At 58.4% G+C, this 19,664-nt stretch carries 20 protein-coding genes; 12 read left to right on the top strand and 8 right to left on the bottom strand.

Going from position 1 to position 19,664, the window contains the following annotated elements:
- Positions 1 to 6: 6 nt before the first annotated feature.
- From C9383_RS07220 to C9383_RS07175, 10 genes are read left to right on the top strand one after another with little or no spacing between them, the layout of a single operon-like run.
- Positions 7 to 2,325 carry a phage tail tape measure protein gene (locus tag C9383_RS07220; protein WP_090369219.1) on the top strand — a complete coding sequence of 773 codons (2,319 nt, stop codon included), beginning with the start codon at positions 7 to 9 and terminating at the stop codon, positions 2,323 to 2,325.
- A complete protein-coding gene (locus C9383_RS07215; RefSeq protein WP_090369221.1) occupies positions 2,322 to 2,639 on the top strand; it encodes a DUF2590 family protein in 318 nt (105 codons plus the stop codon). The genes C9383_RS07220 and C9383_RS07215 overlap by 4 nt, the downstream gene beginning before the upstream one ends.
- Positions 2,636 to 3,808 carry a baseplate J/gp47 family protein gene (locus tag C9383_RS07210; protein ID WP_090369222.1) on the top strand — a complete coding sequence of 391 codons (1,173 nt, stop codon included), beginning with the start codon at positions 2,636 to 2,638 and terminating at the stop codon, positions 3,806 to 3,808. The genes C9383_RS07215 and C9383_RS07210 overlap by 4 nt, the downstream gene beginning before the upstream one ends.
- Positions 3,805 to 4,329, top strand: a complete 525-nt coding sequence (locus C9383_RS07205; protein ID WP_032895744.1) for a phage tail protein — start codon at positions 3,805 to 3,807, stop codon at positions 4,327 to 4,329. The genes C9383_RS07210 and C9383_RS07205 overlap by 4 nt, the downstream gene beginning before the upstream one ends.
- Positions 4,330 to 4,338: 9 nt before the next feature.
- A complete protein-coding gene (locus C9383_RS07200) occupies positions 4,339 to 6,918 on the top strand; it encodes a phage tail protein (protein WP_090369225.1) in 2,580 nt (859 codons plus the stop codon).
- Positions 6,919 to 6,920: 2 nt separating this feature from the next.
- Positions 6,921 to 7,559, top strand: coding sequence for a hypothetical protein (locus tag C9383_RS07195; protein ID WP_090369227.1), 639 nt, complete (start codon positions 6,921 to 6,923; stop codon positions 7,557 to 7,559).
- A 1-nt stretch (position 7,560) separates the two neighbouring features.
- Positions 7,561 to 8,484 (top strand): hypothetical protein, encoded by a 924-nt coding sequence (locus tag C9383_RS07190; protein ID WP_090372326.1) that lies wholly within the window; start codon positions 7,561 to 7,563, stop codon positions 8,482 to 8,484.
- Positions 8,481 to 9,044, top strand: coding sequence for a baseplate complex protein (locus tag C9383_RS07185; RefSeq protein WP_090369229.1), 564 nt, complete (start codon positions 8,481 to 8,483; stop codon positions 9,042 to 9,044). The genes C9383_RS07190 and C9383_RS07185 overlap by 4 nt, the downstream gene beginning before the upstream one ends.
- The gene (locus C9383_RS07180) at positions 9,041 to 9,745 is read left to right on the top strand and encodes a hypothetical protein (RefSeq protein ID WP_090369231.1); all 705 of its coding nucleotides are present in this window, start codon (positions 9,041 to 9,043) and stop codon (positions 9,743 to 9,745) included. The genes C9383_RS07185 and C9383_RS07180 overlap by 4 nt, the downstream gene beginning before the upstream one ends.
- Complete coding sequence (locus tag C9383_RS07175; RefSeq protein WP_090369233.1) at positions 9,718 to 10,689, top strand: phage baseplate assembly protein V; 972 nt, start codon at positions 9,718 to 9,720, stop codon at positions 10,687 to 10,689. The genes C9383_RS07180 and C9383_RS07175 overlap by 28 nt, the downstream gene beginning before the upstream one ends.
- A gap of 79 nt (positions 10,690 to 10,768) precedes the next feature.
- Here C9383_RS07175 and C9383_RS07170 read toward each other — a convergent pair whose 3' ends face one another.
- The 8 genes from C9383_RS07170 to C9383_RS07130 all read right to left on the bottom strand — a co-directional run bounded on the left by C9383_RS07170 (position 10,769) and on the right by C9383_RS07130 (position 17,508).
- Positions 10,769 to 12,028, bottom strand: coding sequence for an HNH endonuclease (locus C9383_RS07170; RefSeq protein WP_143038196.1), 1,260 nt, complete (start codon positions 12,026 to 12,028; stop codon positions 10,769 to 10,771).
- 73 nt (positions 12,029 to 12,101) lie between these two features.
- Entirely contained in the window at positions 12,102 to 12,398 is a 297-nt protein-coding gene (locus C9383_RS28345) for a hypothetical protein (protein ID WP_090369238.1), read from the bottom strand.
- Positions 12,399 to 13,170: 772 nt separating this feature from the next.
- Complete coding sequence (locus C9383_RS07155) at positions 13,171 to 13,386, bottom strand: hypothetical protein (protein WP_090369243.1); 216 nt, start codon at positions 13,384 to 13,386, stop codon at positions 13,171 to 13,173.
- A gap of 658 nt (positions 13,387 to 14,044) precedes the next feature.
- On the bottom strand, positions 14,045 to 14,299 hold the full coding sequence (locus C9383_RS28340; protein WP_413037834.1) for a short-chain dehydrogenase: 255 nt from the start codon (positions 14,297 to 14,299) through the stop codon (positions 14,045 to 14,047).
- Positions 14,300 to 14,367: 68 nt separating this feature from the next.
- Positions 14,368 to 15,408 (bottom strand): DMT family transporter, encoded by a 1,041-nt coding sequence (locus C9383_RS07145; protein WP_090369245.1) that lies wholly within the window; start codon positions 15,406 to 15,408, stop codon positions 14,368 to 14,370.
- Between the two features lie 79 nt (positions 15,409 to 15,487).
- Positions 15,488 to 15,823 (bottom strand): hypothetical protein, encoded by a 336-nt coding sequence (locus tag C9383_RS07140; RefSeq protein WP_060756254.1) that lies wholly within the window; start codon positions 15,821 to 15,823, stop codon positions 15,488 to 15,490.
- 166 nt (positions 15,824 to 15,989) lie between these two features.
- Complete coding sequence (locus C9383_RS07135; protein ID WP_060756253.1) at positions 15,990 to 16,568, bottom strand: DUF4337 domain-containing protein; 579 nt, start codon at positions 16,566 to 16,568, stop codon at positions 15,990 to 15,992.
- Between the two features lie 55 nt (positions 16,569 to 16,623).
- Positions 16,624 to 17,508, bottom strand: a complete 885-nt coding sequence (locus C9383_RS07130) for a LysR family transcriptional regulator (protein WP_090369247.1) — start codon at positions 17,506 to 17,508, stop codon at positions 16,624 to 16,626.
- 93 nt (positions 17,509 to 17,601) lie between these two features.
- Between C9383_RS07130 and C9383_RS07125 the strand changes: the two genes are divergently transcribed.
- The gene (locus C9383_RS07125; protein ID WP_090369250.1) at positions 17,602 to 18,570 is read left to right on the top strand and encodes an NAD-dependent epimerase/dehydratase family protein; all 969 of its coding nucleotides are present in this window, start codon (positions 17,602 to 17,604) and stop codon (positions 18,568 to 18,570) included.
- A 150-nt stretch (positions 18,571 to 18,720) separates the two neighbouring features.
- Complete coding sequence (locus C9383_RS07120) at positions 18,721 to 19,410, top strand: HAD-IA family hydrolase (RefSeq protein WP_090369251.1); 690 nt, start codon at positions 18,721 to 18,723, stop codon at positions 19,408 to 19,410.
- Positions 19,411 to 19,664 lie beyond the last annotated feature (254 nt).

The raw sequence follows: 19,664 nt of genomic DNA, 5'->3' as shown, positions 1-19,664 counted from the left end.
ACATTGATGGCTGACAAAAGTGCCCGCCTGGCCTTCATTTTGAGCCTGACCGATAAGGTCACCGCCCCTATGGGCAAGGTAAAAATGGGCTTTTCTGACCTGGCTGAACAGAGCGAAAAGCACATTAAGACCATGGGGTTCGGCCTGGCGGGCATTACGGGCGCGTATGTCGGTATCACTCAATCAATGGAGCCGGCGCTGGAGATGAACCGCGCCCTGGGCGAAGTCCGATCGCTGAACGTGGCCGAAGACGCGCTGAATGCACTGAATCGCAAGTCCCTGGAGTTTTCCGTGGCCTACGGCGAGAACGCTAAGGACTTTGTTGCCTCGGCGTATCACATCGAGGGTGCTATCAAGGGGCTGACGGGCAGTCAGCTGGCCACCTTCACCAATGCCAGCAACCTGTTGGCCAAGGCCACCAAGTCCGACGCCGGCACCATGGGCACCTACGTTGGCACCATGTACAACCTGTTCAAGGGCCAAGCTGACGCCATGGGCAAAGGCCAGTGGGTCGAAACCCTGACAGGCCAAACGGCCACGGCTGTGCAGCTGTTTCGCACCAGTGGCGAGCAGATTGGCGAGGCGTTCAAAGCTGCAGGCGGCTTGGCCAGCACCGCCGGTGTGAGCCTGGCCGAACAAATGGCCGTGCTGGGCGCCCTTGGTAACACCATGGACGGCGGGGAGGCGGGCGGGCTCTACAAATCGTTCTTTGAGAACGTCAGCGGTGCATCGGAAAAGCTGGGCATGTCCTTTGTGGACCAAAAGGGCAAGTTACTGCCGATCATGGACGTCCTGGACAAGCTCAAAGGCAAGTTCGGGGATCTGACAATCGAAGCCAACGGCAAGAAGCTGCGTGACGCCTTTGGCGGAGAAGCGGCGCGGTTGATCACTACTTTGATGGGCGACACCGAGCGGTTGAAGAACGGTATGGAACAGCTGGGCAATGTGCGCGGCCTAGAAAATGCCGAGCGTATGGCCAAAAACATGGTGGATCCGTGGCAGCAGTTCAGCGCCGCCGTGCAGGCCCTGCGCATTGCCTTTGGCCAGTCGTTGATTCCCATCCTGACACCGTTAATGGATCGCCTGGTGGGCATTGCCAGCACGCTGACCCGTTGGACCCAACTGTTCCCCAACATCACACGCCTGATAGGGATCGTCACTCTGTCGTTTCTGGCCGTCACCGCCGCTATGTCGCTACTCACGCTGACAGTGGGTCTGTCGAAGATGGCTTGGTTGGGTGCCGTCGTCGTATGGAACGCGCTCACCTGGTCGGGTTATCGCAGTATCGCGATGTTCCTCTACCACACCGTGATGGTGGTCGGGTTCGTGGCCGGCCTGGTGCTGATGGTCGCCTGGATGGGCCTGGTTAAAGGCGCGATGTTGCTGTGGCAGGGCGCGATCTGGCTGGTTAACACCGCATTGTTGGCCAACCCGGTGACTTGGATTGTGGTCGGCATTATTGCCCTGGTTGCCGCCGTGGCAGCAGCGATCATCTACTGGGACGATTGGACCAGCGCACTACTCAATAGCGAGGCGTTCCAGTGGGTCAGCGGGCAACTGACCGCGCTGTCTGACTGGTTCGATTCGATGGGCGGCTGGTCGGGAATGGCCAGCGCCGCGTGGGACGGGATCGTCAACATCTTTAAATCGGCCATCAATGGCTTGATCGAGATGCTGAACAAGATCCCCGGTGTGAACATTGAGGCGGCGTTTGGTGACATGCCGGCAACGCCGGAATTACCGACCATCAGCGCGCCCCAGGTCGAGGCACCGTTGCTGCCGCAGTTGGTGAGCGCTCCCCAGCAAGCCATCCAGGCGCCGCCCCTCGTCATGGCTGCTACGCCGAAAGCACCGGCGCCGGCCATGCCAACACTCAACGCACTGCAACCGCAAGCCCAAGCCCAAGCCCCCGCCCTGGTGCTCGCACCGGTGCCAAAAGCCCCCGCGCCGATCGCCCAGCCGCTGAGCGCTCCCGAAGTCCCACGCACGGTGCCGGCACTGGTGACCGCGCCGGCATTGAAAACGCCGGCGCCGATCGGGCCGCAGCTCAACGTCCCGCAGCCTGTACAGCCGCCGGCCCTGGTCACGGCGTCGAAGCCGACCGAGAAGGCCGAACAAAGCCAGCAGCGTATCAATAGCGCGGTGACCAACCTTTCACCCAAACGGCCGGACGCTGTGCCGCGGGGCGGCTTCCTGGCCAGCATCCAGAACAACAACCAAACCCAAAACAAGGGCACGCATGTGGAGAACGTCAACATTCACACCGGCAAACCGATGAACCCGCTGGAGCTGGAAGGCATGTTGGCCATGGCGGTGGGTGGATGAGCGAATACATCGATCTCATGATCATGGACAACGATCTGATGCTGGACCCTTCGCGTCAGCCGCTGCTGATCGAGGACCGGGCCAGCATCGCCCAGGACATCGCGCACATGATCCGCGAGAGCGGTTTGCTGGTGACGTTGGTGGCCGAGCGCAGTCGCCTGCGTCAGCGCGACTGCATCCAGCAATTAGAGCTGCTGGTAGAGGCCGACGAGCGCCTGGTACCGGGCACGGCGCTGATTAAACAAGTGGAGTCTGGCCAGTACCTGGTTACGGCGAAAACGCTGAAATTTGGCGATATCGAGGTGACCCTGTGAGCGACGTAGATTTTAAGCAGGCCCTGGCAGATGGCGGCATCCCGGTCACCGAGGAAGGCTTACGCCAGGCTTGGGAAAAGGAAGTCGCGGCCCAGGGCAGCAAGATGAGCAACACCAGCGCCTATTCTCCCTTTTGGCGGGTGATTACCGCCCTGGTGACCAAGCCGGTGCTGTGGCTGATCAACTTTGTCAGCGGCACGATCCTGCCCAACTTCTTTGTGAAAACCGCCGTTGGCAAGTGGTTGGACATGCTGGCCTGGGCGGTCAACGTCGAGCGTAAAGGCGCAACCAAGGCCAAAGGCGTGCTGCTGTTTACCCGCGATGTACCGGGCGGTGCTTTGGAATTGCCCGCCGGCCTGAGGGTGCAGTCCGCGGCGATCAACGGGCATATCTACCAGTTGATCACTACCCAGGCCGTGACCTTTGCGGACGGCGTGCTGCAGCTGGAAGTCCCTATAGAAGCCGAGGACGTGGGCAGCGGCTACAACCTGGCCCCGGGTTACTACGCGATCCTTCCCGTGCCCATTGCCGGCATCGTTCAAGTGGTCAACGCGGACGGCTGGTTGATTGCACCAGGTGCAGATCCTGAGCCGGACGATCAGTTGCGTTTGCGTACGCGCAACCAATTCTCGGCGGTCAACCAGTGGCACACCGACTCGGTATACCGCGCCATGATTTCCGCTTTCCCAGGTGTGCGGCCGGACGGCGTGTATTTCCTGCATGGGGCCCCACGTGGTCCGGGCAGCGCCAATGCCTACGTGTTGTTTGATGCTGACGTGCCGGCCGCGACGTACCTGGAGCAAATCAACGCGCATATTCGCGACCAGGGCAATCATGGCCACGGTGATGACCTGCTGGTGATGGTCATGCCAGAAACCCAGCACGCGCTGAGCCTGACCCTGTGGCCACGGCCACTCTTGACCGTCGAGCAGCGCACCAAGCTGCAGGCGGAAGTGGAACAGTTCATTCGTGCAGCGTTCCGCGAGAGCGGCACCGGCGACTATCAGCCGACACTGACCTATCCCCAATCGCGGTTCTCGTTTAGCCGCCTGGGCGAAGAGCTACACCAGCAGTTCGCCGGCATTGAGTCACTGCATTTCGACAATGCCGACATCGTGTCAGAGCTGAGCATTCCCAGGATCAAAAGCCTGCAGGTGGTGCCGGCATGATCAAACTCAATTTGCCGTTCTGGCTCGATGGCCCGCAGTTGGCCAAGTTGAAAGCTGCTGCGCAGTCCTGGTGGGAAAAGGTCGAAGGCTGGCTGCAATGGCCGCTGCTGCAGATGGATGCAGACACCTGCCACCTGACCGTCCTGGACCTGCTGGCTTGGCAGCGCGATATCAGTCGCTTCAAGGATGAGCCGGAAAGCCTGTACCGCCTGCGCGTCAAGTTCGCCTTCATCAACGCGGTCGACGCCGGCAGCACGGCTGGGCTCAAACGCATCCTGCAGCGCCTGGGCGTGGGCTATGTCGAGATTGACGAGCGTATGCCCGATCGGGACTGGGACGTGGTGATGTTGCGCCTTTCCGACTCCCAGTTATCGCAGAACCCGGAGCTGTTGCGCGTGCTGATTCAGCAATACGGCCGCACCTGCCGGCGCTATGACTTCGTGACCCTCACCCCCGTATCGCTGCGCCTCGTCGCGGCTGACTTTAACGACGATCAGCAAACGCTGATTGCCAGCCTGTAGGAGCCTCTTGTGGGAGCCAGTATTACCCTTGCAGGTGAAAGCCTGATTTCCCAAAAACTGGGTGCGCAACAGCGTCTCGATGTTGTGCGCTTTATCTTTGCCAACGTGCCCGGGCTAAACCCGAACAGCCCGGTCAATCGTGCCGCGCCGAAGCCGCCGGCGGCGCAGATCGTCCACACCTACACGATCCCAGCGCAGAACATCGGCTTCGTGAACCCCAACCAGGTGGTGTACAGCTCAATGCTGGGCAGCGATATCGGGGACTTTGACTGGAACTGGATCGGCCTTGAAACCGCCGAGAACGTGTTGCTGGCCGTGGCTTATGTACCACTGCAGCAGAAGCGCAAGAATATCCCGCCGCAGCAGATCGGCAACAACGTGACCCGTAACATCCTGGTGATGTTCGACGGTGCCCAGGCACTGACCGGCATCACGATTGATGCCAGCACCTGGCAACATGACTTTACCGTGCGCCTCAAAGGTATTGATGAGCGCGAGCGCCTGAGCAACCGCGACATGTTTGGCCGGGCGTGCTTCTATCGTAGCGGCCTGCAGGTGGAAAAGGTCGCGGCCGGATACCAGCTCAAACCAGGACTGGCGTACATCGAGGGTATCCGCGTTGAGCTGGCCAGCGCCTTGCCGATCGCGCCGCCGGCGGTGCCGGCACCGGTGTGGCTGCATGTCACGCTGCGCCGTGAGCTGAACGACGTGCTGGCCAGCTGGAAAGTGGTATTTGACCCTAACCAGGTCGACTTCCTGGACAGCGACGGCCGCTGGCACTACTGCATTCCTCTGGCGCACCTGGTAAGCGCCAACCAGATCAACGATCTGCGAACAGTCGCCCCAATCGATGGCCCGCTGGTGGATCACTTCGCCGCCAAGGTGGGTCATTACCCTGACTTGCGGTCGGGGTCTGCCACAAAGCTGGCCAATGCCCGCTCTATCAACGGTGTGGCCTTCGATGGCACGCAAGACATTACCGTCCGTGACGCCACCAAGCTGCCGCTGACTGGTGGCACGATGATTGGCGATGTGGAATTTGCCGCTGAAAATTACTTCGGAAGCGGCTGGGCGCGTGGGCTGTTGTTTACGTCTGGTGGGAAGGCCGTCGGCAGCATTGGCGGGTTTGGCACGTCCGCTGGCTTTCAAACGCTGTTCATGGGGTTGGGAGCCGATGGTTATGCGACAGGTAACGGCGTTCGGGTATCTGTCGATGGCGTGGCAATCACGGGTTTGCTTCATGGTAACGGCGGAGGACTGGTCAATCTCAACGCTAATGCCCTCACTGCAGGTAGCGTTCCCCGAGCGAGATTGTATGGTGCCTACGATATCCAAGTGACTGGTAACGCTGGTTCGGCCACACGATTGGAAACGCCGCGTTTGATCAACGGTGTGCCGTTTGACGGTACTCAAAACATCGCGATCGGTGACGGCTCTAAGTTGCCACTTAGCGGCGGCATGCTGACCGGCGGCGTACGGTTCAACGTGCCAATGATTGGCGGCTCTTTTGTCAGTTGGCAGGAGCGCCAAACAGCCATACAGATTGATTGTCCCGCTAACGGCGCCGCGTATTCCGTATGGAAGGGTACCAATTGGAGCGAGCGGCACTTGGCTGCCATGGAGGTCTACGCCGGTGGTACGTCCAATTCTGTGCCTTCGGTGGTCATGCATGTGGGGGGAACTGTCGCCGCCTTTATATTGGACGGCTCTGGACACCTGAGCATCAAGGGGTCGTATTTTGGTGATGGCGGGCAACTGACGGGCTTGAATGCCAACGCGCTGACACTCGGCACGCTGCCCAAGGCTCGTTTGAGTGGCACCTATGACATTGCTGTGTCGGGCAATGCCGCCACAGCGACAAAGCTGGCATCGCCTCGTCTCATCAACGGCGTAGCGTTCGATGGGACCGCCAACATCGCGATCGCTGACAACTCAAAATTACCGCTCAGTGGCGGGCTTTTGACGGGAACGGTTACCTATGACTTTCCCTCAATGGCCGGCGGGTTCGTTGACTGGCGTGCCCGAGAGCCCGCTATGCAAATCAATAGCACCAACAATGGCAGCGCATATTTGATTTGGAAGGCTACCAACTGGGCCGAACGTCATCTGGCATCCATGGACGTTTGGTCCGGCGGCGGTTCAAACACGCCTGCCAACGTTGTGTTTCATGTAGGAAATACCAACAACGCGCTGACCATCAGCGAGGGTGGAAACCTGAATATCGTCGGCACCTACAGCGGTGATGGAAGCCGGCTTACCAATTTGCCCCAAGCGACCGCCGATGTGCCAGGTGCTGTCTTGAAAAACACCGCCTCCCTGAGCCCAAACGGTTGGTGGAAGTGCGCACAGACCGGGCTGATTCGCCAGTGGGGCTTAACCCTTGGGGCTTCGGACAAGGTGACACATCGTAGTTTTCCGATCGCTTTTCCCAACCGCTGTGTGTCTCTCGTAGCGTCTCGGACCAGCGTCTTCTACGACGACGTGTTGACCGGTACCAACACCCTGATCGTCAGCAACACCCAGTTTTCCGTGATTTCTGGCCCATTCAATTCGCCAGATGAAATTTATTGGGAGGCCACCGGCTACTAATTATGACTCTCTATTTTCATGCACCTACCGCTGGCTTCTACGACACCCGCGCCCATGGCGAGCGCACCTTGCTGGTAGCTGACCCAAAGTGGAAACACCCCACGATCAGCATTCCTGACCCCAACTGGATGGCGCCCGAGGGCTCGACTGAAAAGGCGCCGACCATCAAGGTTAAAGACCCAAAGGCCACGCCGCCCCTGGTAGAAATCCCCAATCCTGCGTGCAACCTCCCGCCTGCCGGCGAGCTGCTGGAAATTACGATGGGCGACTACCAGGAGCTGTTCGCCGCTCAAGCGTTGGGTAAAGTTATTCAGGCGGTGAAAGGCTGCCCCGTGGCTCTGGACCCGCCACCTCTGACCTGGGAGCAGGTCAGAGCGGGACACGTAACCAGCGTACAGCTGTTCCTGGACCAAACAGCCAAGAAGGCCGGTTACTCCGACGTCAAGGACGCGATCAGCTACGCAGATGAACCTGCAGTGCCAAAATTCCAGGCTGACGGGGTAGCGTTTCGTACGTGGCGCTCGTTGTGCTGGTCCTATTGCTACGACCAGTTGACGGCGATCGAGCAGGGTAAGCGCAAAACACCGAGCAGCTCTGATCTGGTGGCCGAACTGCCTGTTCTGGTGCTACCGAATGCCTGACATGACCTGGTCACCGGTGACAATGCGCTGGCCTGCCCAAGCCACCGAATGGATGGGGCAACTGTCAGCGGCCCAAGGGATGGCCAGCGGCGAGCTGGCCAGCACCGCGAAACGCCTGGCAGACCTCAATGGCAAAACCACCACCAGTCCCGGGCCCGTGGGTGACGCTGCCCAGGGAGTGATCGCTGCAGGCCGTGCAGCACTGACTGATCAGATGGGAGAAGCCCCTGCATGCTTGGTGGTGACGCCGTTTCAAAGTGGCATTGGCCAGGGACGTGGCTACCAACGCTTCCTGTCTGCACCGAACTTGCTGCAGCAGCTGGCCGGCAAACTGGTGGACGTGAGCGACACCGGCCGGCCAGTCGGTCCCCAGTTCGCGCTGTGTCTGATGTTCCTGTCCACGCGCTTCGATCAGTTGGCCGCGAGCCTGGCACGGTTCAACGCCTTGTTGCCCATGCCCGACCTGGTGCGAGCCGAACGGCGCGCGCGGCACCTGTCCAAGCTGGAGACAGAAAAATGGGAGATCCCCGCCGCCGGCACCTTGCCGCGTTGGCAGTCGCTGCCCTTGGAGCGCTGCACGGTGGTCAAGGCGGCGCAGCAATCCATGGCCGGCCAACTCGCCGTCCTGGAGAGCTACGCCGCCGACAGCTCGCCCATGGCTGACCTTGCCGCCCTTGCTACCCGCAAAGCCGCTCAACAAGAGGGTCGTGATCAGCAACTGGCCGACCTCAAAGCCCTGCTGGCTGATGGCAACCCCGATAGCAGCATGCGCGCCCGTTTGATAGGCCCTGGTAATGCCACGGAGCTACGCAAGGCGTTGTTGGCCGGCGATCCCCCGGGGCATGAATGGGTGCTGTGCGCCGGCGCGCTGCTGGTGGGATCTAAGCAGGGATTGAGCTTTGTTCGCGAGCTGGTGGGCCTATGACGCTGTTACTGGATGGGCAAGAGGTACGCGGGAAAAACATCAAGGTCACCGGCAATCTGCGCATTGAGAGCGACGACTTATCAGGCCAGACCAGCAACACCGACAAGGGGCACAAGGGCTTTAAGCCGAAGACCCTGACCGTCAGCCTGATGATTCCTTTCGTTGACCAGGTGCAACTGCGCGACCTGATGCGCCTGGTGGAAGCCACCGAAGGCGGTGGCCAGCTCAGAACCTACCGAATCGTCAATGACACCGCCGCCGCGTTCGGCATGCGCCAGGTGACGTTCACCGAAGGCGTCAGCGCCCGGGAAGACGACAATCTGCGCGGCTGGCTGATCCAGTTCACCCTGACTGAAAAACTGTCGAACCCTGAGAAAGTCGAGGGCCGGCGATCGGGCAACGCGGTCACCGCGCAGTCGGGCCCAGGCGGCGCGGTCGGTGCGGTCGGTGCGGTCGGCGGCGCCGGCAGCGACTCACCTGGTGGGCCCGAAGAACTGACCGGTTTTGAAGCGACCTTGAAAAAGGTCGACACCTGGTTGGGTGGGAGTGACAAGCAATGAAGCTGCATAAGGAATTGGCCATCAACGGCCAGCCCTACGTCTTGGTCAAAAACGAAGTGCGGCTGGATGCGAAAAGTCCAGGCCGGGCGACATTCACCATTCAGGCCACAAAGCCGGTCAAGGGGCTGGTCACGCTCGATATCGGTTACAACGGCAACACGCTGCAGCGCCACTTCATTGGCTACGTCGAGCGCTCCACCACTGCCAGCAGCACCCAACAGGTGCTGTTCTGCCGCGAGCTGGCCGCGATTCTGGCCAACCCGTTACCGCTGAACCTGCGCCACGTCGACCTGCGTGCGGTCCTGGTCGAGATCAGTCAGCACACCGGGTTGCGCTTTCGTGTCCCGGACCGGCCCTACGCCGGCGTTAAGGCGCCGTTCTTCTACAGCCTGGCCGCTGGCTACCAAGCCATGGACAGCCTAGCCCGGGTTTTCAACATCCCCGACTTCATCTGGCAGCAGCAGGGTGACGGCGAGGTATTCGTGGGCAGTTGGGCCGACAGCTTTTTTGGCGTTCGCTCGCCGCTGCAGCTGCCGGTGGAGCTGTTTGACGACTACCAGGGCAACCAGAGCGCAATGATTGCGGCCCTTCCCGGGCTGCGACCAGGTGCAACAATCAACCACGGCGAGCGCATCACCAGTGTGGCGCTCATCGACAACCAGATGGCCATCCGATGGACGACGCAATCCGCCGCAGCGTAGAACGACAATTCCCTGAACTCACCGGCGGTTATCACCTGCCACGCTTTGCCCGGGTTGTGGCCGTGGCCGACGCCCCGGTCGGCGCCGGCATCTGTGATGACTTCCGGCCGCGCTATGCGGTCGACATTGAGGTGATGGGGCCTGACGGCGAGCCAGATACCACGCTGCCGATCCTGGCCGGTGTGCCTTTGCCGCTGCCCACCGGTGGCGAGGAAATGGGCATCTATGCGTTCCCCGAGGAAGGCACCCAAGTGGTGGTGGGCTTTGCCTACGGCCTGCCGCACAAGCCGTATATCCAAACCATTCTGCCCCACGGTCTGAGCATGCCCAGCGTGCCTAAAGGTGATCAGGTTTGGCAGCACAGCGAAGCCTGTCAGCAGCGTGTAGACGCCGATGGCAATTGGCTGCGCCAGACTGACGGCAAGATCCGCGACAAGGCGATCGAGCGGGAAGTGGAGGCGATGGGCAACACCGAACGGTTCCAGAGCCACACCAGGACGGTGGACGATCATTCAACCGAGTCAGTGGGCGGGATCAAGACGATCGAGGCCCTGGGCGCGCTCAAGCTACTGTCGGGCGGATCTGCCAGCCTGGCGGCGGTGGATGATCTGCACCAAGCGACCGGGCGCGACTTGAACCTGGTGGTGGGGCAGAAGTACAACGCCACGGTGGGGGGCGATATGGAGGAAAGGATTCAGGGACTGCGTAGGAGTGTGGCAGAGGTCAGCCAGCGGCTGGTGGCGCCTAAGACCTGGTTGGGGTCCGAAGGCGTAAACGTGCTGCAGGTGCTTTGTGATTTGCTCGACCTGGTGCAACGGATGAACGTGCAATTAGCTGAGCATGTTCACGGGCCAACGCCCGTTCCGAGTAACTCGGGCGCTTTTACCAGTTCGGGAGTAGAGGTAGAGAAAATGGCGGCGAAGTTGAAGCAAGTCACCCTGTGAAACTAAAGGTCTTCTAAAGCCGCCACTCGACGGCTTTGTGAAAAGTTTTTCGTTTCGGGTATTAGACACGTCGCGAAGTTTATCTAGCTTTGGGGAGGTAGTCAGCCGTTGGTCGCCCCAACTTTACATTAAAACTATCGATCAATGTGCCATGCTTTAGCTGGTACTCCAGCATCGAAAGCTTTTCTATTTTGTTGGTCTCATAATTTATTATGAAGTAAATAGGATCTCGCAGCTCGCCAAATTCAGAATTTTTTGATATCAGCACTTGGTGCACGCCTGTCCCGTAAAGCTTTGCGTAAAAGTAGATATCTCTAGTGTGATGCCCCGAAGGAGCGGCTATCAACATCACACAGTGACATTTCTCTGGAGGCTTACCGAACAGGTCCGAAATTACTTCTTTGGAATCTTCGCCAAGCGAAGAATATGGCAACTCTGGAACGCCAGTCAATATTGAGGCTTTAATACTATCGTATTCCACTTGTCTTGCTGCATCTTCACCGAATGTATGGATGAAGAAATTGAAGCCGATTTTAGCTATCGCTCGCTCGGTTTCTGCCATATCCACAACCATCTCAACATGCACTAATGGGTTGTTTATGGTGTTATTTTGGGCATCAGCAAGCTTATGTCGAATGGACGGAACAGTTCTTCGCATGCTTCTTAAAAGAGCAGTGTGGCTTTCTTCATTTTCCGTTTTTAGGACGAGCTGCCCCTTGAGTTTCTGAAAAAATCGAGGCATAAAATTGAGAGTTTTTTCTGACGGGGAATCTATCCATATTCCCGTAGCAGGAGGCCTGACCAAGTTCTCCTGTTTTAGAAACTCGTACTTGTCTTCCGTCCACTCATACACAATAACCTCAAAAGAAGTAGAGTCATTTTTTTTGATGATATTAATTGTGGTCTTATTGAGCAAGCTCTCAAGATCGTTATAAAATTTCTGAAGATGCGGTGAGTCTTGGGCTGTATAGTATATTTTTTCGCCTTCAATATGGCACTGGGCCAATATGGTTTCTACTCCATGATTATCTTCTTCAGATTCAAGTAGTCTTCCGGATTTATCTATAACGTAGCGATTTCTGGTTTCAATCGTTGGTTTGGTAGTACGTCCACCTCGCTCTCTTGATCTTGACTGCATAAATGCTCTACCAAGTGCTGTTGGTGATCTTCGCATAAGTGATAGTTCAAGCTTTGAAAAAAACTTTGTATTGCAATTAGCGCATACTAAATCGATAAGAGTATAGTTTTTGTCATCGCCGCCCATGCCAGCAGGAAATACATGCTCTTCGGAGAATGGGCCAAAGTTACCGCAGTAAACACATTTTTGTTGTTTGTCCATTTCAAAATTCCATTAAGACGTGGTTCACACAATCGTTTCACTGTATATACCACACCTTCTACGGGAACATGTTTTATTCCAACCTACACCACCACGACTGTGCGTAAGCACATCCGTCGACGTACTCTATCCCGCTCAAAACAAATCCCGTCGGCGCCATGCCTGATAAGGTAGCGTCCAGCAATCGGGGCAGAGGTTCATGCTCCTTCGGCCATCCTCTATTGATCCTCGCTACATTTGAGCTTCGCCCCAGTTCGTCGCTCTTTTCAGGTGTAACAAGGACGTCCCCCCGGATCGCTGGATAACGCCTTCTCTCTTGCGATTCCAAAGCTAAACCCTTGCAGCGCATGGGGGTGATCAGCATGTGCATGAGAAGTCCCCGCTTGGGCCGTTTGGTTCATCCAGGAGCGCTTCGACGGCGTATGCCAGTGCCCCATCCGCTTGCTCAAGGAGATCAGCCAGAACATCACGATCAATCAGCTCCGCCCTATGCAATGCGTGCGCCCCATCAAGTAGCTTTTTATAGTGCTCCCCTGGTTGGCGCAGCAACGCCACCTCATCACGTAGCAACTGATGCCAGGAGGCGATCACTCCCCACGGTGTGAAGTCACTTGCGCCCGTCATTGCCTCACCTCTGCCTACCTAGATACTGTATATGCAGACAGTATATTTCGACCTGTGACTGGGTTGTCGGTGATCCGACGAAGTGCGAGTAGGGCGGATATCCTAAAATCAGTTCTGTGAGAAAAAAAACGAAGAAAAAGCACTTATCCCCCTCCCGCCGACGGGCTTTACCTGTGTTTTTTGTGCAAAGGTCAAGGGAGGTGCAATCGCCTCGACAGACCAGGCCCGCTAAGGGCTCGCCGGTGTGAATGGCGATTTCACGAAATGCAAAGTTTTGCGAAAAAATGCAGTGTGCTTCCAAATTTGTGAGAAGCGATCATTCCGGGGGAGGGGAGAAAGCTTCCCCGGATTCATTGATCGAAAAAGGAAAAAATCCAGGGATACGGGCATTTTCCAAGACGTGATAGATCTATTTCTTCACCTTTCATGATGGCCCTCGGTTTGGACGGAAAGCTGCTATAGGCCGCAAGACGTATGGGCTTCAGCGAAAGAAGGGCATTTCAAAACCTGTCTCGGGTCTATTTGGCTTCTTGACGCTTGAGACGGGCCAACCCTTGCTTGATATGGCCTGCGTTCGCACCAATCGTCTCCAAGGCACCACGCACATTTTTACCTGCCTCTATTGAGCCTTGTTCTTCGACGCTGAGCGTCAGCTCCATCAAGGCTGCTTCAAGGGCCAGCTGATTTTCATACATTCTCTCAAGCACATCTGAGAGCGAATATTCATGTTCCATATGAGTCTCCAGTCGTAGGCCCACAGACTAGACCTCAGCGGGAAGACTTGCCCAACGGATGGCTATTTTGGAACCAGGGCCGGGAAAAAGGTAATTTTGGTTAGGAAGGGTATTAACTTCGCTGTAGCCCTAGTATTCCTTGGGCTGAGCGCATTACCTGAAGGGGTAATATTTGGTAATGACAAAGGTAATATTCGGCCAAGTGCCCGGTTTTGCTGGGGATGAAGAGCACCAGGAATTACTTGATAAAAAGGTAATGACCTAACCTATAAATTACCAAATTATTACCTTTCTAAATATCCTTCAAGCTATTGAAATTAAAGGGTTTTATTATGATTTTTTGAGCGTATTACCAATATTACCTTTTTCCCGTGCCTCAACCTAAACCGGTCGAGATGCCGTTTTTACCCCCTCTCAACCCTGCGCGCACTAAGTTGGTGCAAAACTCATGGGACCGCCATGGGACTGAGAATGACGATTTTTTGAGGTGCCATCGCCTCTGCAGCCCTTTAAATCCGGACACTTACCTTTTGATAGTGTGGTTGCGGGTAGTTTCGAATCTCTCCTTCACCGCCAAATTCGATATAAGCAAAACCCCTGGTTTCGAAAGAAACCAGGGGTTTTGTGCTTTCTGGGCTTGGAAATTTCCCGTTCTAGATCACGTACACGGCATGTCCAGCCGACGCCCAATGACATCCAGCAGATCGCAACCATCGCGTAGTGGAATTGAGCAGAGCAGGGCAAAGTCACTGAGCACGACGGCATCACTGCTTATTTCGCAGCAGAGTGCGAGATTCTCAAGGACCTGGGTCACGGCGCGAAGTCGATAGGTCGCGGCGTCTAGCAGTATTTCCAGAGGCGATTGGCGTGCAAAGGCTGGGAGTACGAGCGTAAAGCTCACAACGGCGACCACGCTTGAACGAACGCTGCTTTTAGGGCCGCGCTGAGCGGCCTAGAAACATTCCCTGAAAACGCCACCCCTCAATGCCTATGCCGATGATGCACGTCCGGAAAATGCGCATGGCTATGCTTCATCGCACTGTGCACATGCACGTGGCTATGCGGCACCGCCGGGTCCCATTCAAAGTCATGCTCATGCTGGTGATGCTCATCATGCACGTGGCGATGCCCGTGTTCCGTTGCTTCATGCAGATGCTCGTGGGCATGCCGCTCTGTCAGGTGCAGCCACACGCCGATAGCCATCAACGCCGACGCGATCCAGAACGCGGCGGTGACCGACTCGTCCATCACCCATAAGGCAACCGCAGCCCCGAGGAAGGGCGCTGTCGAAAAGTAGGCGCCGGTGCGGGCACTGCCCAGCCCGCGGAGTGCCAGTACGAACAGGACCAGGCTGATGCCATAGCCAAGAAACCCGACCAGCAACACGGGGGCAATTTGTACGGCGCTCGGGAGCTGCGCGCCGAGATAAAGCGCCAAGCTGCAATTCACCCACCCGGCAATCAAGCCCTTGGCGCCTGCAATAAACAGGGCGTCAGACGCGGATACCTTGCGCGTCAGGTTGTTGTCGATCCCCCAGCACAGGCAGGCCAGCGCAACGGCAAACGGTCCCGTCCAGTCCTGGCTGGTAGCGCCGCCGTCGGACCAGGACAGCACCACGCCGCCCAGCACAATGGCGAACATGCCTAGGACGATACGGCGGTCGGCGTTTTCCCTGAACACCAGCCAGGCGATAACCGCGGTCAGCACCGACTCGAGGTTGAGCATCAATGAAGCCGTGGCCCCGGCGGTGCGGGTCAGGCCGAACATCAGGGCAACAGGCCCGAGGATGCCGCCGAAGACGATGGCGCCGAGCAGCCAGGGCCATTCCGAGGGGGCCAATCCGCTAGGTTTCCAGCCGCGATCACGTATGCAGCGCACACCGGCCAGACCGATACCGCTGCCAAGGTAGAGCAGGCCGGCGAGGAGTATGGGCGAGAGGCCAAGGCCCAGGCTTTTGGCAAGTGGGGTGCTGGCGCCGAACAGGGCGGCGGCCGCGAGGGCGTAAAGGATACTGAGGTTCATGGGCCATCCTCGAAGGTATGGCCCATGATACGTCGCGCGCGGGCCTGAGCCCTGGCGATTTTGACTATTTCACAATCATTTATTGCGCAGTTTTCAACTTGACCACATCACCCGAGATCTTGGTGGTGTAACCGCTGAGCACCCAGGCCCAGAACCAGTTTTCTTGCACTTGGGTGTTGATCAGCGCATCGCCGCCTTTGGCCTTGATGGCAGCGTCCTGCGCGCGCACGAAACGGCTGTTCTGGCCGATCGGGATCAAGCCGAACAGCATGATGCCGGTGGCGCTGGCTTCACTGTGACCCAAAACGGTGTATTGGCTGCTGTCGTAATGCGGGGATTTGATCGCGGTACCGGTGCAACCTGCAAGGGTGAAACCCAGAACTGCTGCTGCAACCACTTTACTGACGTACTTCACTGAATAACTCCATGAACTCAATCCCGGGATCCAATTTCCCGGGGCGCGACACTCTAATCGCTCAGCTGGCAGATTGAAATCCGCCAGCCAAAGGTTTCACTTTCATACCCGCACTTACGCCCAGGCTGACAGGCGCGGATACCCGCGCACCGGGACGTGCTTGGCGTCAGATATGCAGCCACGCCAGGCTGCCCAGCACCACCGCCACACCCGCCGCTGCATAGGACATGCGCTTCAGCCATTCACGCCGCGTGAGCAAGGTAATCGCCGCCAACGAAATCGCGATCTGAATCGCCGTCATCGCCTGAGCCCAGCGGTGATGCTGGTGCAGTGCCTCTTCGGATTTCTGATCCCACTCTCGGGAGGTGGCCTCCAGTTTTTCGGCTTGTTTGCGCACTTCTTCCTTCTGGCTTTTGTAGCGCTGCACTTCGTCGTTGTAGTGCGCCGCATCGACGCCGGGGATGTGTGCGGCGAGTTCGGCGAGGTTTTGCCGGCTGGATTTGGCCTGGTAGTAATTCCACTGGTTGGCGGCTTCGGTCTTGATGATGGCGGCGTTGTTCTTGTCCATTGCCGCTTCGCTTTCGGTGGAGCCGGCCTGGTAGCTGAGCATGGCGCCGAGGGTGGCCATCAGCGCGGTCATCACGGCAATGCGGCTGGCGAAATTGTCACCGCGGCCGTGGGCATGTTCGGTGGTGTGTTCGATGTGTTTTTCGTGGGGGCTGGGGACTTCGAAGGCTTCGGACATGGGGGCTTCTGCACACGGAATCTGGGAAGCCTGATTCTTTACCAGTGAAGCTGTCTCAAAGCTGTACGTAACGCTGCAAACCGGCCACCAATGCATCAAACATCACCCGACAGCGTGGGCTGTTGCGCAGGTCCTCGTGCATGGTCACCCAGGTGTCCAGTTTGAGCGCGAAAAACTGCGGCAGCACTCGCTGCAGGCGTGGGTCGCGCTTGGCCAGTTGCACTTGGCAGCCACCGATGCCGGCACCGGCGCGGATCAGTGCCAGTTGTGCCAGGTCGCTGTCGCTGCAGAGGGCGAAGGCGCTGCGTTCGAAGCCCTTGATGGCCAGGCTGCGGATGAAGGCGTTTTCCTGGTCGAAGCCGATCACCGAATGGTTGGCCAAGTCTTGCATGTGCAGGGGCACGCCCCGTTGTTGCAGGTAATCATCACGGGCGTGCAGGCCGACTTCGATCAGGCCCACGCGCCGCGCCAGCAGTTGTTCCTGGCTGGGCCGGACCATGCGCACGGCGATGTCGGCTTCCAGTTGCAAAAGATCGCTGAGGCGGTTGGTCAGCACCAGTTCGACCCGCAGGTGCGGATGCTCACGGCGTAATTGAGTGATGATCGGTGGCAGCAATTCCACGCCGACGACTTCACTCGCGGAAACCCGCACCACACCGCGCACCTCGTCACCGTGGGAGGAGGCGGCGCGCTCGAGGGCGGCGGCGGTGCGTTCCATGGTTTCAGCGTGGGCGCGCAAGGTATGCGCCACCGCCGTCGGCAGCAGCCCTGTCGGTGAACGTGTGAACAGCACCACGTCCAACGCCGTTTCCAGCGCAGCGATATGCCGGCCCACCGTAGGCTGCGTGATGCCGAGCAGCCGCGCGGCTCCCGACAACGATCCTTCCTTGAGTACACCCAGGAACGACCGGTAAAGCTCCCAACCAATATTCGATGCCATGCATAAATGTATAGCGACTGGTGGGTCTTAGGCAATTCCTCTATAGCCGGGTCCGGAACAGAATGCGCTCACCAACCAACGTGGGAGAGTGTGATGAGCAAGGTTCTGGTATTGGGTGCAACCGGTGGCATTGGTGGCGAGGTCGCGCAGCAACTGGCAGCGGCGGGTTGGGACGTGCTGGCGTTGACCCGGGATGTCGACAAAGCGCGCCGGCGAAACCCTGGCCTCACCTGGCTCAAGGGCGACGCACTCGATCGGCAGCAAGTACTGGCGGCAGCGCGTGGTTGCGAAGTGATCGTCCATGCGGTCAACCCGCCGGGCTATCGCAACTGGGCCGGGCTGGTACTGCCGATGATCGACAACACCATTGCGGCGGCGGTTGCCGAGGGCGCGACTATCGTGTTGCCGGGCACGGTGTATAACTTCGGGCCGGATGCGTTTGCGCTGCCGCATGAGGATTCGCCCCAGCACCCGCAGACGCGCAAAGGGGCGATCCGTGTGCAACTGGAGCAACGCTTGCTCGACGCCTCCCGCCAGGGCGCGCGGGTCTTGATCGTACGCGCCGGGGATTTTTTCGGCGCCCGTGCGTCCAATAACTGGTTTTCCATGGGGCTGATCAAGCCTGGAAAACCGGTCGCCAAAGTGAGTTATCCGGGCGCGCGTGGCGTGCTGCATCAGTGGGCCTATTTGCCGGATGTGGCGCGCACGATGCTCGAGTTGCTTGAGCGCCGTGCCACCCTTGCGGCGTTCGCCCGTTTTCACATGGAGGGTTTCGTCGATGCCGATGGCACACAGATGAGCGAGGCCATCCAGCGCGTGGTTTTGCGCAGGACGGGTCAGCAACCTCGCGTAGGCCGGTTCCCTTGGTGGCTGTTGAGGTTGGCGGCGCCCTTTGTCGTCACGTTCCGTGAGATGCAGGAGATGCGTTACCTCTGGCGCATCCCATTGCGCATGGGCAACGAACGCCTGGTCGCGGTGTTGGGCAGGGAACCTCATACGCCGCTGGACCAGGCGGTGGAGGCCACATTGGACGGTTTGGGCTGCCTGTCTGAGCCCGCCTGATCAAGCGCATCTACACCGCGAGGTTGAACAACTCCACTGCCGTTCCCTGCGCCGTTGCAGTGCGGGCGGTCATGGCAAAGGGTTGCCTGCCGACAAGCGTGGCCGTTATTGTGCTGAATCCTTTTAGTCCTTCCTCCAGGTTCTGTTGTGATGAATGCACCGCTTAGCGCTGTCGGTCCGATCAAGGCCGTGATATTCGATATGGACGGGTTGTTGCTGGACACTGAGGGCATCTACACCGAAGTGACGCAGATCATCGCCGAACGCTACGGCCGAACCTATGACTGGGGTATCAAGCAGCACATCATTGGCCGCGGTGCCCAGGACCTGGCCGATTATGTGGTCAAAGCGCTGGACCTGCCGATCACACCGGCGCAGTTCCTGACCATCCGCGAACCGCTGATGAGCGAGCGTTTCCCCAAGGCTTTGGGCATGCCCGGTGCCGAAGCGCTGGTGCGGCATTTGAAAGCACACCATATTCCGATTGCCGTGGGCACCAGTTCGTCGCGCAATTCGTTTGGCCACAAGACCACGCTGCACCGCGAGTGGTTTGCTCTGTTCGACACCATCGTCACGGCCGATGACCCGGAAGTCGGCGCCGCCAAACCGGCTCCCGACATCTTCCTCACCGCCGCCCGCCGCCTGGGCGTCGCGCCCGAGGATTGCCTGGTCTTCGAAGATTCGCCGTTCGGCGTTACCGCCGCGAAAGCCGCACATATGACCGCCATCGCCGTGCCGGATGAAGCCATGGCTGACAGCAAGTACCAGCATGCTGACCAGATCATTCGCAAACTTGCAGACTTCGATCTCGCCGCCTATGGCCTGCCGCCGATGTCCTGAACAAACACGATCAAATAGTGTGGGTCGGGGCTTGCCCTAATACCAGTCAGTTAAAGGGTGGGGCTGTAGAACACATCATCTGTAGTGAGCGGGCTTGCCCCGCGCTGGGTGGCGCAGCCGCCCCAAACTCAGGCACCTCGGTCCTCCTGAAATACCGCGGCGTCTTTGTTGGGGCGGCTGCGCCACCCAGCGCGGGTGTAGAACCGTAGACATCGTTTACATCTGAAACCGGGGACATCGTTTACACATTTGAA

This window comes from Pseudomonas palleroniana (assembly GCF_003031675.1).
GTDB classification, from domain to species: domain Bacteria; phylum Pseudomonadota; class Gammaproteobacteria; order Pseudomonadales; family Pseudomonadaceae; genus Aquipseudomonas; species Aquipseudomonas palleroniana.
Note: the sequence above shows the minus strand (reverse complement) of the source record. Positions and strands in the feature narration are given on the sequence as shown.